The organism is Streptomyces sp. CC53 (assembly GCF_001865245.1).
Classification (GTDB): domain Bacteria; phylum Actinomycetota; class Actinomycetes; order Streptomycetales; family Streptomycetaceae; genus Streptomyces.
The window spans coordinates 1-14,027 of the sequence record NZ_MKXB01000159.1 but is presented as its reverse complement, the minus strand read 5'-3'; the positions used below and the strand labels follow the sequence as shown (position 1 = coordinate 14,027).

9 protein-coding genes are annotated in these 14,027 nt (G+C 75.4%); 6 read left to right on the top strand and 3 right to left on the bottom strand.

The window, feature by feature from the left end; translation table 11 throughout:
* Positions 1-40 precede the first annotated feature (40 nt).
* The gene (locus BJP40_RS18635) at positions 41-1,063 is read left to right on the top strand and encodes a DUF6745 domain-containing protein (protein ID WP_071281324.1); all 1,023 of its coding nucleotides are present in this window, start codon (positions 41-43) and stop codon (positions 1,061-1,063) included.
* A 238-nt stretch (positions 1,064-1,301) separates the two neighbouring features.
* Here the strand turns inward: BJP40_RS18635 and BJP40_RS18630 are convergent, their stop codons facing one another.
* Positions 1,302-1,856 carry a DUF1697 domain-containing protein gene (locus tag BJP40_RS18630; RefSeq protein WP_071281323.1) on the bottom strand — a complete coding sequence of 185 codons (555 nt, stop codon included), beginning with the start codon at positions 1,854-1,856 and terminating at the stop codon, positions 1,302-1,304.
* Between the two features lie 412 nt (positions 1,857-2,268).
* Here BJP40_RS18630 and BJP40_RS18625 point away from each other — a divergent pair, with 412 nt between their 5' ends.
* The 3 genes from BJP40_RS18625 to BJP40_RS18615 all read left to right on the top strand — a co-directional run bounded on the left by BJP40_RS18625 (position 2,269) and on the right by BJP40_RS18615 (position 6,402).
* A complete protein-coding gene (locus tag BJP40_RS18625) occupies positions 2,269-3,129 on the top strand; it encodes a phosphotransferase enzyme family protein (protein WP_071281322.1) in 861 nt (286 codons plus the stop codon).
* A 205-nt stretch (positions 3,130-3,334) separates the two neighbouring features.
* Positions 3,335-4,189, top strand: coding sequence for a hypothetical protein (locus tag BJP40_RS18620; protein ID WP_071281336.1), 855 nt, complete (start codon positions 3,335-3,337; stop codon positions 4,187-4,189).
* Positions 4,186-6,402, top strand: a complete 2,217-nt coding sequence (locus BJP40_RS18615; protein WP_226962380.1) for a bifunctional serine/threonine-protein kinase/ABC transporter substrate-binding protein — start codon at positions 4,186-4,188, stop codon at positions 6,400-6,402. The genes BJP40_RS18620 and BJP40_RS18615 overlap by 4 nt, the downstream gene beginning before the upstream one ends.
* A gap of 320 nt (positions 6,403-6,722) precedes the next feature.
* Here the strand turns inward: BJP40_RS18615 and BJP40_RS18610 are convergent, their stop codons facing one another.
* Complete coding sequence (locus BJP40_RS18610; RefSeq protein WP_071281321.1) at positions 6,723-7,451, bottom strand: 3'-5' exonuclease; 729 nt, start codon at positions 7,449-7,451, stop codon at positions 6,723-6,725.
* Between the two features lie 103 nt (positions 7,452-7,554).
* The gene (locus BJP40_RS18605) at positions 7,555-8,841 is read right to left on the bottom strand and encodes an SAV2148 family HEPN domain-containing protein (protein WP_079171275.1); all 1,287 of its coding nucleotides are present in this window, start codon (positions 8,839-8,841) and stop codon (positions 7,555-7,557) included.
* A gap of 399 nt (positions 8,842-9,240) precedes the next feature.
* On the opposite strand from BJP40_RS18605, the gene glgX reads away from it, so the two are divergent.
* Together glgX and treY are read left to right on the top strand one after the other, a co-directional pair.
* A complete protein-coding gene (glgX, locus tag BJP40_RS18600) occupies positions 9,241-11,406 on the top strand; it encodes a glycogen debranching protein GlgX (protein ID WP_071281319.1) in 2,166 nt (721 codons plus the stop codon).
* Positions 11,407-11,565: 159 nt separating this feature from the next.
* The gene (treY, locus tag BJP40_RS18595) at positions 11,566-13,908 is read left to right on the top strand and encodes a malto-oligosyltrehalose synthase (RefSeq protein ID WP_071281318.1); all 2,343 of its coding nucleotides are present in this window, start codon (positions 11,566-11,568) and stop codon (positions 13,906-13,908) included.
* Positions 13,909-14,027: the final 119 nt, after the last annotated feature.

The window sequence follows — 14,027 nt, the reverse complement described above, 5'->3', positions numbered from 1 at the left end:
GTCGGGCCGGGGTGGACAGGGAGTGGGGAAGGGCTTGGAGATGACGGGTCAGACGTACTGGAGGGCGGTCGCGGCCGCCACGGGCGGTGCCGACCGGGACGCGGCCGAGGCCGGTGTGCGCCTCGCCTACCGCACCGCGGGCCTCGCGGGGCCCGAGCGGATCGTGTGGGCGGGGTCGCCCCGTGAGGCCCTCAGGCTGCTGGGCCCCGGCGGTCCGGAGGCGGCGCCGGCCACACGCGGGCGCAGTGTGCGCGACCCGGTGCGCAGCACGCCGTGGGCCGCTGAGCGGGCCCGGCTGCACGGGCGGCTCGGGCCGCGCGGCTGGAGCGAGCACTGGAACGCGACGGGGGCGGGGCTCTGGGAGTCGGTGCAGGCCTTGGTGGACCGGGTCCGCACGGGCCTGGTGGAGGAGGTCGCCGAAGGGCCCGCCCAGGAGTCGGCGACGCGGCTGCTGCTGCTCGACGCGGTGCTGGGACAGCACGACGCGCCGTGGTTGTGCGCGTTCGACCCGGTCGAGGGCACGCCCCTGGAGGGGCTGGCCGCGGTGGCGGGCGCGGCGGGCTGGTGGTGGCCGTACGAGCGGCTGGCCGTGGTCTGCGAACGGCCGGTGGAACTGCACCGGGACGAGGCGGGCCGGCTCGATCGGGGCGACGGTCCCGCCCTCGCGTACCCGGACGGCTTCCGGCTCCACGCGTGGCGGGGGATGCCGGTGCCCGGCGCGTTCCTCGCGGAGCTCGCCTCGCTCACGCCGGAGCGGATCAGGGACGAGGAGAACGCCGAGCTGCGCCGGGTGATGCTGGAGCACTACGGCTACGAGCGCTACCTGCGGGAGTCCGGGGCGAGCCCGGTGGACCGCGACGCGGCGGGGGTGCTGTGGCGGATACCGCTGGAGGGCGACGAGGACGTGGTGATGGTCGAGGTGGTCAACTCCACACCCGAGCCGGACGGGACGTACCGGACGTACTGGCTGCGGGTGCCGCCGGAGACCCGGACCGCGAAGGAGGGCGTGGCCTGGACGTTCGGACTGGCCGCCGACGCGTACGAGCCGGTGCGCCAGACCTGACGGTTTCCGTCCTGCCGCCCGCAGCGGGGCTCGGGCCTTCGTGTAGGAGCCACCGCCGGGGCCGGCACGGTGCGGTTGCGGGCGCGCGCCGCCGCGAGGAGGGCCTGGTGCACGGCGCGGGGCACCGGGGTGCCGCCCGGTTCCGGCGCCGCTCGGCGCGGGGCGGGTGGAGGCCAGGGGACGACGGGGCCGGGGTGGGCGGCGACCGCGCCACGTGCGGCCGGTGTGGGACGGGCGGCTACGGCTGGGTCATCTCGGCGAGCTTGACGACGGTGTTCCAGTTGCGGGTGGTGGCGGTGAGGCCCTTGAGGAGCGCTGGACGGGCCAGGGTGTCGGCGAGCTTGGAGCGGCCGAGTCCGTCGGGGACGTACAGGTACAGCTCGCGTTCCCCGAGGCGGAACTCCTCGGGGAGGAAGGTGTCCTGGTCGACGGAGGCGAAACGCTCGGGGGTGACGAGTGCGGAGAAGTAGGTGACGTGCAGTTGCCTCGGCTCCAGGTCGGCGGCGGGGAAGGGGCACGCGTCGACGACGCCCTGCAGGTAGGCACCGCTGCGGACGAGGCAGTCGGCGTGGAACCCGAAGCGCTGCTCCAGGGCCGCTTCGAGGTCCTCGGCGAGGGCCGCCTCGCCGACGTCGGAGCCGGCGCTGAACACGGCGTTGCCGGACTGGAGGTAGGTCCGCACGTCCTGGTGGCCGAGGCCGGTGAGCACGGTGCGCAGTTCGGCCATCGGGACCTTCTTGGCCCCTCCGACGTTGACCCCGCGCAGCAGCGCGGCGTAGCGGGTGGTGGTCATGGCCGCCACCTTACTGATCCTCCCCGGACGGACTCCGTTCTGCGGGCGCGGTCGACGAGCGGGGCCCCATGCCCCCCTACGGCGCCCCACGCCTCCGCGCCGCGACGGAAGGACGTCAGGGCGGGCGTTCGGGGGGCGGCTCGGCAGCGGGCCGGGGCGCCGCGCGGCAGGCGCGGGGGCGCGGGCCGCCGGCTCCGCCCGTTCGGCGGCGGGCGGCAGGCGAGGGCGCCGAAGGGCGGGGAGGCGGTGGGAGACTGGGCGGCGGCGGCCGGGCACGCCGTACACCACTACCCGGACGCCGCGATCCGGACGGAACGCCGCATGGCACGCACCGCATGGCACACACCGCATGCCACGCACCGGACGGCACGCAACGGATGGCACGAACCGGGCAGGTCAAGCGAGGAGCGGCATGGACGAGACGCGGGCACGGGAGGTCCTCGGGGCCGCCGGGTACGGGTCGCGCGGCGGGGGCGCGGAGCTGCTGGCCCTCGGGGAGAACGCGGTGTTCGAGGTCGGTGGCCTCGTCGTGAAGGTGGGGCGGGACCGCGAGCTGCTGGGGCGTGCGCGGCGCGAGGTGGCCGTGGCGAGGTGGCTGGCCGAGGCCGGGGTTCCCGCCGTGCGCGCGGCGGCTCCGGACGCGCGGCTCGTGGCGGGCCACCCGGTGACCGTGTGGCACCGGCTGCCCGCGGCCGTACGCCCCGCGGGACCGGAGGACCTGGCGCCGTTGCTGCGCCGGGTGCACGCCTTGCCCGCGCCGCCGTTCCCGCTGCCGCCGCGGGACCTCCTGAGCGGCGTGGAGCGGTGGCTGCGGCTCGCCGGTGACGCGGTCGACCCGGCGGATGCCGCGTACCTGCGGGAGCGGAGGGACGCGTACGCCGCCGCGGCCGGCGCGCTCGTGCCCCGTCTGGAGCCGGGACCTGTCCACGGGGACGCGTTGCCCCGCAACGTGCACGTGGGCCCGGAGGGGCCGGTGCTGGTGGATCTGGAGACCTTCGCCATCGATCTGCGGGAGCACGACCTGGTGGTGCTCGCCCTGGCCCGGGACCGCTACGGCCTCGACCCGGCGGCGTACGGGGCGTTCACCGCGGCGTACGGCTGGGACGTGCGGGAGTGGGACGGCTGCGCCGTGCTGCGCGGGGCGCGGGAGACGGCGAGCTGCGCGTGGGTCGCCCAGCACGCGCCGTCCGATCCGCGGGCTCTGGCCGAGTTCCGACGCCGGGTCGCGTCGCTGCGGGACGGGGACCCGGAGGTCCGCTGGTACGCGTTCTGACGCGGGGGCGCACCGCGCCGCCTGCACTCCGGACGCACGCCGCCCGGGGGACGCGCGCCCGCCGCAGCGCGCACCGTACCCGGACGCGCTCGTGACGAGGTCACCGCTTCGTCCCAACGCCTTTGCGCTCGGGCCCCGTTGTCGGTGCCGCGGCGTACGATCCGCTCACCAGCCGGTGGGTCCGTGACCGTACGTGGGGGAGATCGTGGCGGAGTCCGGGAGAGGACTGCTGCGCGCCTGCGGCGCCCTGTCGGCAGCAGCCGTGGTCCTGGTGGTGGGCTGCTCGTCGGAAGGCGGCAGGACCGCCAAGGGGACGGCGGATACGCAGCCGGGTGCCGGAGCAGGCACCCGCGGGTCCTCGCCGCCCGCGGCGGAGGCGCCCGCGGCCGCGCCGTCCGCTCCGGTGACACCCACCGCCCTCGGCTTCACCCCGGACCCGGGGCGCGCGCCGGAGACGGCCGCCGACGCCCGCCGGATGGCCCTCGCCGTCGTCGCCGGGCCTGACGCGTGGGGCGCCGACTACGTCGAGCGCGTCCCGCATCTGGCCGACGGGTTCTGGCCCGTCCTCGGCGGCGACTGCACCTGGCGCACCGGCGTCAGCCCTGCCCCGGTGCTTCACAGCGTCACCGCCCGCAGTGAGGTCCCCGCCTCCGCGGGGCGGGCCACGCTGCGGGTCGCCGCGACCGTCACCGTCCACCGTACGGAGACCGACGCCGACTGGGAGATGGCCCGGATGCTGGAGGAGGCCCTGCGCTGCCCCGACCAGATCCTCGGCCCGGGGGAACGGGTCACCGCTCTGCGCTCCATCGGCAGCCCCTTCGGCACCGGCGGCAACTTCACGGCCACCGACTCGCTCGGCGAGATGGGCACGTACCATTCCTCGGCCTTCAAGGGCGGTCAGAAGTACACGTGGTTCCAGTCCCGCGTCGGCCAGGTGACCGTCGCCACCGTCGTGAAGGGCGCGCCCGGCCACGGCGAGCAGGAGGTCACCCACGCCCAGGTGCAGGCGCTCGTCGCCATGACGGACCGGGCCAAGGCGCAGTTGGAGGCCCCGCGGTGAACGGAATCCCCGGAGCGGGGGGCCGCGCCAGGGCCGCGGCAGCCCTCCAGCCGCTGCTGCCCGCAGACCCGTCCTCCCTCGCCGGCTACCGCCTCCTGGGCCGCCTGGGCGCCGGCGGCATGGGCGTGGTGTACCTCGGCCGCACCGCGGGCGGAGAGCTCGCCGCCGTGAAGGTCACCCACGCCGACCGGGCGGACCAGGCCGATTTCCGGGCCCGTTTCCGCCGCGATGTGGAGGCCGCGCGCCGGGTGACCAGCCCGTGGGCGGTGCCCGTCACCGGGGCCGACCCCGACGCCCCCGAGCCGTGGATGGCGACCGCCTTCGTGCCCGGCCCCTCCCTCGGTGAGGCGGTCCACGCGCACGGCCCGCTGCCGGAGCGGAGCGTGCGGGTCCTCGGCGGCGCCGTCGCCCGCGCCCTGGCCGCGGTCCACGAGGCCGGGCTCGTCCACCGCGACGTCAAGCCCGGCAACGTCCTGCTCGCCGTCGACGGGCCCCGCCTCATCGACTTCGGCATCGCCCGCGTGGCCGGTGAGACGGGACTGACCTCCGCGGACGTGGTGGTGGGGACGCCTGGCTTCCTCGCACCGGAGCAGGCCGCGGCCCGCGCCGCCGACATCGGCCCCGCCTCCGACGTCTTCTCCCTGGGCTGCCTCCTCGCCTTCGCCGCGACCGGCCGCCCCCGTTCGGCACCGGTACCCCGGACGCCCTGCTGTACCGCACGGTCCACGACGATCCCGACGTCGACGGGTGCGGAGCCGCTGCTCCCCCTCGTACGGCGGTGCCTCGCCAAGGACCCTGCCGAGCGGCCCGCCGCCGAGGACGTCGCCGACCGCCTCACCGCGGACGCCGAGGCGGAGCCGCCGGACTGGCTGCCCGCACCCGTCGTCCGCACCATCGCGGAACGCTCGGCGCGGATGCTGGCCCTGCCCGACATCGACCCGACCGAGCCGGGAGCGCCGCCGGAGGGGCGCCGGGCACCCGGCAGGAGGAGGTTCCTGCTGTCCGCGGGCGGGGCCGTCCTGGCGGCCGGCGCGGCCGTCGGCGCCCGTGCGCTCTACGGCCGGAGCGGCGACGCGGGCGGCGCGAGGACGGGCGCCGGCGCCCGGGAGCGCCGCTGGGTCATCGGCGTCCACGCGGACCTCACCGGCCCGGCCGGGGCGATCGGCCGGGCGCAGGAACAGGGCGCCCGGCTGGCCGTCGAGCAGTTCAACCGGCGCTCCGAGCGCCCCTTCGACCTGGTGCTGAAGGTCCGCGACGACCGCGGTGACGCCGGCGCCGCCGGCGCGGCGGCCCGGGCCCTGGTCGCCGAGCGTGCCGTGGCCGTGCTCGGTCCGACCTCGCGGGAGACCGTCGCCGCCGTCGCCGGCACGTACCACAGCCATCGCGCGGTGCTGATCAGTGTGGCGACCGGCGTCGAGCAGGGCGACGTGTCCGAGGAGCTGAGCGACCCCGGCTACTTCGAGATGCGGCCGCTGCACGACACGTTGGAGGTGCCGTACGTCCGCTACCTCGTGCTGCGCGGGGTGGCCCGGGTCGCCGTCGTGGAGGACCGCGATGCCGGCGACTACGCGTGGCGCATCCTGCGGGCCCGGCGCATGCATCCGCCGAACGGCGCGGCGGTGACGGGCCACCGGATCGCCGCCGACAGCGAGGACTTCGCCTCCGTGGTGCGCGAGGCGCTGGCCACCCGTCCGGACGGCGTGCTGTACGCAGGGATCTCCCAGCGCCGCGCCGCCCTGTGCGCCCGGGCCCTGGCGGCACAGGGCTTCGCCGGCTACCGGGGCGGCGTCGAGTACGCGCTGGGGCCGCTGTTCCTGGCGGCTGCCGGCGACGCGGCGGAGGGCTGGTTCTTCGGCACCAGCTACGTCGATCCCGCCCGGCTCGACACGGCCCGCCGGTTCGCGACCGACTACCGCGCCCGCTGGGGTCTCGAGGCGGACGCGCCCGTCGACCGCCTCGCCGCGGAGGCGTACGACGCGGTCCTCGCGGCGGCCGAGGCGATGCGGCAGCTGGCCGAGGAGCACGCGGACGTGGCGGCGGGCGGGCTGCGCCGGAAGCTCCGCCGCATCTCGTACCGGGGGATCACCAAGACGATCGCCTTCAGCCAGGGCACCACGGCCTTCGAGGGTACGGCCTCGCTGTTCCTGTGGCAGATCAGGCAAGGTGTGCCGTATTTCCGCGGCCACTTCGAGGAGGTCGCCAAGACGCCCTGACACCGCGGGTCCGGCCGGCCTCGCCTGGGGCGGGGGCAGCGGCCGCCACGGTCACGGCGGGCAACGGGGCTCCCGGGGGAAGCAGCCGTCGGCGGGTGGCGGGCCACGGCCGTGTCGGGCAGGGCGGGCAACGGGGCGCCCGCGTACGGGCGCGGACCGCGTGGGGCGGGGCGGTCGAGCTGGTCTTCCGCGCGGAAGCAGGTGGCGCGGGGCGCGGGGGCGCGACGGCCGCGGGCGGGACGGGGCGGCTGCTTCCGGGCTGCTCGACCGTGCTCCCGAAGGGTCGGTCGTGCCGGGGCGCGGGCGGCCCGCGCGCGGCGTCAGCCGGCGGCCATCTCCGACTCCGGCTCGCGCAGCGGCCACTGGGGGTCGACGACGGCGTCCGGGGAGCCCTTGCGGCGCAGGAACGCCTGGAAGTCCGCCGCCCACGACGCGTACCACTCGACCTGCCGGGTGTGCAGTTCCCCCGGGCTGAGGGCGGCGACCGTGCGGTGCCGCTCGGCTATCGCGCAGGCGACGAGCACCGCGGCCTGTGCGTCGGCGGCCGCCTCGTGGGCACCGTCGAGCACGACGCCGTACTCGGCGCACACCGCTTCCAGGTTCCGCTTGCCGCGCCGGTACCGGTCGACGGCCCGGTCGATGGTGTACGGGTCGATGACCGGGCCTATGGCGGCACCTCCCAGCCGGTCCCCCAGCGACGGCAGGCCGTGCCGCCTGAGTTCGGCGGCGAGCAGCGTCAGGTCGAAGGCGGCGTTGTAGGCGACGACGGGGACACCCCGCTGCCAGTGGGCGGTGAGGGCGGCGGCCACCTCGTCGACGACCTCGCGGGCGGGCCGGCCCTCGGCGGCGGCGCGCTCGCTGCTGATGCCGTGAATCGCGGACGCCTGGGCGGGGATGAGGACGCCGGGGTCGGCGAGCCATTCGCGGCGCGCGAGGACCGACCCGTCCCGCATCTCGACGACCGCGGCGGTGACGATCCGCGCCTCCTGCGGGTCCGTGCCCGTCGTCTCCAGGTCGAACCCGACCAGTGCCTGCCCATGCCAGCGCATGCGATCCTCCTTCGTGGTGCCGCTCTTCGGGCGGCCCCTCCCCCAGTGGGTCTTCACCCTCGCACGCGCCACTGACATCGCCCGGGGGCGATGCTCCCGCTCCTCATGACACGGGGCGCGAATCCACCCAGAATGACTCGAACTCCTCCCGATATGTCTCGAAAAGGCCGTGCTCGGTGTCCCTGTTCGAGGTGACGACCGGCCTCCGCCCGCCCCGCAGCACCAGCACCGGTGCCTCCATGCCGCGGGCCCGCCGCAGGTACGACTGCACGATGCCGACCCCGTCCGGCCCGTCACCGTCGACCAGGTAGGCGGTGAACCGGGGCGTCTCGTCGAACACCTGGATCTCGAAGGCCCCCGGGTCCCGCAGTCGGGAGCGGACGCGTCGCATGTGCAGGATGTTCATCTCCACGGACCGGCTCAGCTCGCCCTTCTTGATGCCGAGCTCCCGCTCCCGCCGCTTCACGGCGCTGCTCGCCGGGTTGAGGAACAGCAGCCGCACGCGGCACCCGGACTCGGCGAGGCGCACCAGCCGCCGGCCCGAGAAGTTCTGCACGAGCAGGTTGAGGCCTATGCCGATGGCGTCGAGGCGACGCGCCCCGCCGAACAGGTCCTCGGCGGGAAGCTGCCGCTGGAGGCGCACGCGGTCGGGGTGCACCGACACCACGTCCGCGTACCGGTCCCCCACGAGGTCTTCGACGGCGTCGACCGGCAGCCGGTGCGCGGACGGCACGCCCGTGCTGCTGCCGAGGATCTCCAGCAGCCGCGCGGAGGCCCGCTCGGCCTGGTCCAGGACCGTCCGGGACAGGGCCCGGTTGCGGGAGACCACGTTCCTGGTGACCTCCAGCTCGTCGAGGGCAAGCTCGACCTCGCGGCGCTCGTCGAAGTACGGCGCGAAGCAGGGCCAGTGCTGCACCATCAGCTCGCGCAGCTGCGGGAGCGTCAGGAAGCTGAGGACGTTGTCGTCCGCCGGGTCCAGCAGGTAGCCCTTGCGGCGGGACACCTCCCGCACGGCGACCGCCCGCTGCACCCACTCCTGCCCCGCGGGCCCCGCGGCGGCCACCACCCAGTCGTCGCCGTGCATGGGTTCGTAGATGGGCCGCAGCACGGCTGCCACCACCGCCCGCAGCCGCTGTTCGACGAGATTGAGCCAGATGTAGGCGCGTCCCGCCCGCTGTGCGCGGGTGCGGACCTCCCTCCAGTCCTCGGCGTCCCACTCCAGCTCCGCGCCGATCTCCATGGGCCGGGCGAGGGAGACCGCGCCGGGCGGGACATCAGCGGGTTCTGTGGAGTTCCCCTCTTGACCTGCGTCGCCGTGGTCTGCGTCGCCGTGTCCCGAGTCGCCATGACCCGAGTCGCCTGGGGGCAGCTCCAGCCCTCCCGAGCTCACCCGCGCACCGCCTTCTGCTTCTTTCACACACCGATCTCCAACGATCAAGGAGACTACTCCGGGAGAGGGAGCGAGTGCAGCCGGATGGGTGGCCTCACTTTCCCAACCTCGTTCGCGGAGGCCGGTGTTCCGGGCCGCGCGGACGGTCGGAGTGAGCCGATTCATAGTGGTGGACCGCGCTCCGGGAAGGCCGCGCGGCGGCCCGATCGGGCTGCCGTGCGGCTCGCCCGGGACGCGCGGGCGTTCCGCGCCGCGAGGGACCCCGTGGAACGCGGGATTGACCGGGGCCCGGCCCCCGGGTCACCCGGTAGCACCGTCGGGCATGCTAGGCGGCGGGCCCACTTTGGTGGAGGATCGAGCGGAACCGATTCGCCGGATCGAAGTGGAAGAGACGCGCCTATGCAGGTCTGGCCGGGACAGGCGTACCCCCTCGGTGCCACCTATGACGGCGCCGGGACGAACTTCGCGGTCTTCTCGGAGGCCGCCGACCGCATCGAGCTGTGCCTGCTGCACGAGGACGGCTCGGAGACCGCGGTGGAGCTGCGGGAGACCGACGCCTTCGTGCGCCACGCGTACCTGCCGGGGGTGATGCCGGGCCAGCGCTACGGGTTCCGGGTCCACGGCCCGTACGCCCCGGAGCAGGGGCTGCGCTGCAACTCCGCGAAGCTGCTCCTCGACCCGTACGCACGTGCGATGGCGGGGGCCATCGACTGGGACGAGGCGGTGTACGGCTACCACTTCGGCCGTCCGGACTCGCGCAACGACCTGGACTCCGCGCCGCACACGATGTCGTCGGTGGTGGTCAACCCGTACTTCGACTGGGGCGACGACCGGCCGCCCCGCACCGACTACCACCGGACGGTGATCTACGAGGCCCACGTGAAGGGCCTCACCATGACGCACCCGGCGCTGCCGAAGGAGCTGCGCGGCACGTACGCGGGCCTCGCGCACCCGGCGATCGTCGAGCACCTGACGGAGCTGGGCGTGACGGCGATCGAGCTGATGCCGGTGCACCAGTTCGTCCACGACCACCGCCTGGTGGACGCCGGGATGGCGAACTACTGGGGGTACAACACCATCGGCTACTTCGCCCCGCACAACGCGTACGCCTCCTGGGGCGACCGCGGGCAGCAGGTGCTGGAGTTCAAGTCGGCGGTCAGGGCGCTGCACAAGGCGGGCATCGAGGTGATCCTCGACGTGGTGTACAACCACACCGCGGAGGGCAACCACCTGGGGCCGACGCTGTCCTTCCGCGGCCTGGACAACCTCTCGTACTACCGGCTGGTGGAGGACAACCCCCGCTACTACATGGACACCACCGGCACCGGGAACTCGCTGCTCATGCGGTCCCCGCACGTGCTGCAGCTGATCATGGACTCGCTGCGCTACTGGGTGACGGAGATGCACGTCGACGGGTTCCGCTTCGACCTGGCGGCGACCCTGGCCCGGCAGTTCCACGAGGTGGACCGGCTGTCGTCGTTCTTCGACCTGGTGCAGCAGGACCCCGTGGTCAGCCAGGTGAAGCTGATCGCCGAGCCCTGGGACGTCGGGGAGGGCGGCTACCAGGTGGGGAACTTCCCGCCGCTGTGGACCGAGTGGAACGGGAAGTACCGGGACACCGTCCGCGACCTGTGGCGCGGCGAGCCGAGGACGCTCGCGGAGTTCGCGTCCCGGCTGACCGGCTCGTCCGACCTGTACCAGGACGACGGGCGGCGGCCGCTGGCCTCGGTGAACTTCGTGACCTGCCACGACGGCTTCACCCTGCGGGACCTGGTCTCGTACAACGAGAAGCACAACGACGCCAACGGCGAGGGCAACCGCGACGGCGAGAGCCACAACCGGTCGTGGAACTGCGGGGCGGAGGGCGCGACCGACGACCCGGGCGTCCGGGCGCTGCGCATGCGGCAGATGCGCAACTTCATCGCCACGCTGATGCTGTCGCAGGGCGTGCCGATGATCAGTCACGGCGACGAGTTCGGCCGGACCCAGCACGGCAACAACAACGCCTACTGCCAGGACGGCGAGCTGGCCTGGGTGCACTGGCCGGGCGCCGCGGCCGGCGAGGCGGAGGAGGACGACGGGGGCGGGGCCGCGGAGGAGGCCGAGGCGCGGGCACTGCTGGAGTTCACCCGTTCGATGGTGTGGCTGCGCCGCGACCACCCGGTCTTCCGGCGACGGCGGTTCTTCCACGGGCGACCGGTGGAGGGGACGCACGACGACCTGTCGGACATCGCGTGGTTCACCCCGGAGGGCCGGGAGATGACGGCCCGGGACTGGCAGGCGGCCTCCGCGCGGGCGCTGTCGGTGTTCCTGAACGGGCACGCGATCTCGGAGCCGGGGCCGCGCGGGGAACGGATCTCGGACGACTCCTTCCTGCTGATGTTCAACGCCAGTCCGGACGAGAAGGAGTTCGTCGTCCCCGTCAACCACGGCCGGCAGTGGCAGGTGGTCGTCGACACCGCGGTCCCGGAGGGCGTCGCCCCCGGCCAGGGCGACAAGGTGGCGGCGGGAGACCGGCTCACGCTGGTGGGCCGCAGTCTGGCGGTGCTGCGCCGCCCGGCGTGACCCGGAGCGGCCCGCGCGCCCGCCCGGCCTGCGGCCCGCGGGGTGGCCGCGGGCCGGGCCGCCGAGGCCCGTCCGGCCGCCCGCGCCGTTGGGCCGTTCGGCGCAGTGGCCGGACGGGGGGATGAGAGACCCGCCGCGCAGCCGGGTACGTACGTTCGCATGACGCCGCACGCGCCTGTCGCCCCCTCGTCCACGTACCGGCTCCAGCTCCAGCCGGAGTTCCCCTTCGCCGCGGCCGCCGGAGCCGTGCCGTACCTGGCCTCCCTCGGGGTCACCCATCTGCACCTGTCACCCGTCCTGGAGGCCGTGCCCGGGTCCACCCACGGCTACGACGTCACCGACCACGGCCGGGTGCGGGAGGAACTCGGCGGCGAGGAGGGGCTGCGGGCGCTGGCGGCCACCGCCCGGGACCACGGGCTGGGGCTCGTCGTGGACCTGGTGCCGAACCACATGGCCGCCGCGCTGCCGCACAACCGGCCCCTGTGGGAGGTGCTGCGGGACGGGCCGGCGTCCCCGTACGCGCGCTGGTTCGACATCGACTGGGACGCGGGTGGCGGCAAGGTGCTGCTGCCGGTGCTCCCGGCCCGGATCGGGGACCTCCTCGACGGCCTGCGGGTGGACTCCGGGAAGGGGCTGCTGCGCCACGGCACGCAGGTGTTCCCGCTGCGGGAGGGCACGGCGGGCCTGCCGCTGCCGGAGCTGCTGGACGCCCAGTGGTACCGGCCCGTGTGGTGGCGGCTGGCCCGCACGGAGCTGAACTACCGGCGGTTCTTCACCGTCTCGGACCTCATCGGGGTGCGGGTGGAGGACCCGGAGGTGTTCGCGGCCACCCACGGCAAGGTCCTGGAGCTGGTGCGGGACGGGGTCGTGGAGGGGCTGCGGATCGACCACCCGGACGGGCTCGCGGACCCGGACGGGTACCTGGAGGCGCTGCGGGAGGCGACGGGCGGGGCCTGCTGGATCGTGCTGGAGAAGATCCTCACCGGTGACGAGCGCCTCCCGGCGGGCTGGCCGGTGGCCGGCACCACCGGGTACGACGCGCTGCGCCGGATCGACGGGCTGTTCGTGGACCCGGCGGGCACGGCGGAGCTGACGGAGCTGTACCGGCAGGTCGCGGCTCCGGCCGGGGACCGCGGGGGGCACTGGGAGGCGACGGCGCGCCGGGCGGCGTACAAGGTGGTGACGCACGAGCTGGCGGCGGAGGTGGCGCACCTGACCCGGACGGCGGGCCGGGTCTGCGCCGCTTCGCCGGCCCTGCGCGACCACGCGCCGTGGGCACTGCGGGCGGCGGTGCGGGAGCTGCTGATCCGGGTGCCGGTGTACCGGCCGTACCGGGTCGGCGGGGAGCGTGTCCTGACCGAGGAGGCGGCGCTGGCGGCGAAGGGCACCTTCGCGGTGCCGGAGGAGTCGGCGGCGGTCGACGTGGTGCGGGACCTGGCGCTGGGGCGGCTCGGGGACGGGCCGGCCCAGCGGGCGTTCCGGGCCCGGTTCGCCCAGACGGCGTCGGCGCTGCGGGCGAAGTCGGTGGAGGACAAGGCGTTCTACCGGTACGTGCCGCTGCTGTCGGCGAACGAGGTGGGCGGGGAACCGGGGCGCCCGGCGGTGGCGCCGGAGGAGTTCCACACGTACTGCGCGCGGATCGCCCGGGACTGGCCGCTGACGGGGACGGTGCTGTCGACGCACGACACGAAGCGCAGCGCGGACGTGCGGGCCAGGATCGCGGTGCTGTCGGAGTGCCCCGGCCGGTGGGCGAAGCTGCTCGGCGACGTGGCGCGGGTACCCGCGCCCGACGGGCAGCTCGGCTGGTCCGCGTGGCAGACGGCCCTGGGGCTGGGCGGGCCCGGCGGTGAGCGGCTGGCCGGCGCGTTGCTGAAGGCGGCGCGGGAGGCGGGGCTGCACACGAGCTGGACGGAGCAGGACGCGGAGTACGAGCAGGCCGTGGCGGAGTTCCTGGCGGCGGGTCCGGCCGGGGCGCTGCAGCACACCGTGGCCGAGCTGGCCCGGGAGCTCGCCCCGCACGTCCGGGCGAACGTGCTGGGCGCGGCGCTGCTGCACCTGGCGATGCCGGGCGTACCGGATCTGTACCAGGGCACGGAGGCGGTGTACGAGGCGCTGGTGGACCCGGACAACCGGGCGCCGTTCCGGCAGGTGCCGCCCGACGAGAAGACGGCGCTCACGCGGGCGGTGCTGGCGCTGCGCCGCCGGCGTCCGGAGGTGTTCGGGGCGTCGGGCACGTATGTGCCGCTGGCGGCGGAGGGCCCGGCGGCCGGGCACTGCGTGGCCTTCTGCCGCTCGGGCGGGGTGGTGGTGGCGGTGACCCGGCTGTCGCTGCGGCTCACGGAGGCGGGCGGCTGGGCCGGTACGGCGCTGCCGCTGCCGCCGGGGCGGTGGCGTGACGCACTGGCGGAGCCGGACGCCGGGGCCGTCGACGGCGGGCGTCCGGTGCCGCTGGCGGAGCTGTTCGCGCACCGGCCGGTGGCGCTGCTCGAAGGGGCGCGGTGAGCGGCCGCCGTCCGGTGCGGCGGCTCCGCCCGCGGCGCAGGCGGCCGGCACACAGCGCGACGGAGCCGGTCCGTGCGGGGGTGGCCGGCGCGGCGCCGGCGGTCGGCGTCCGGCACCGG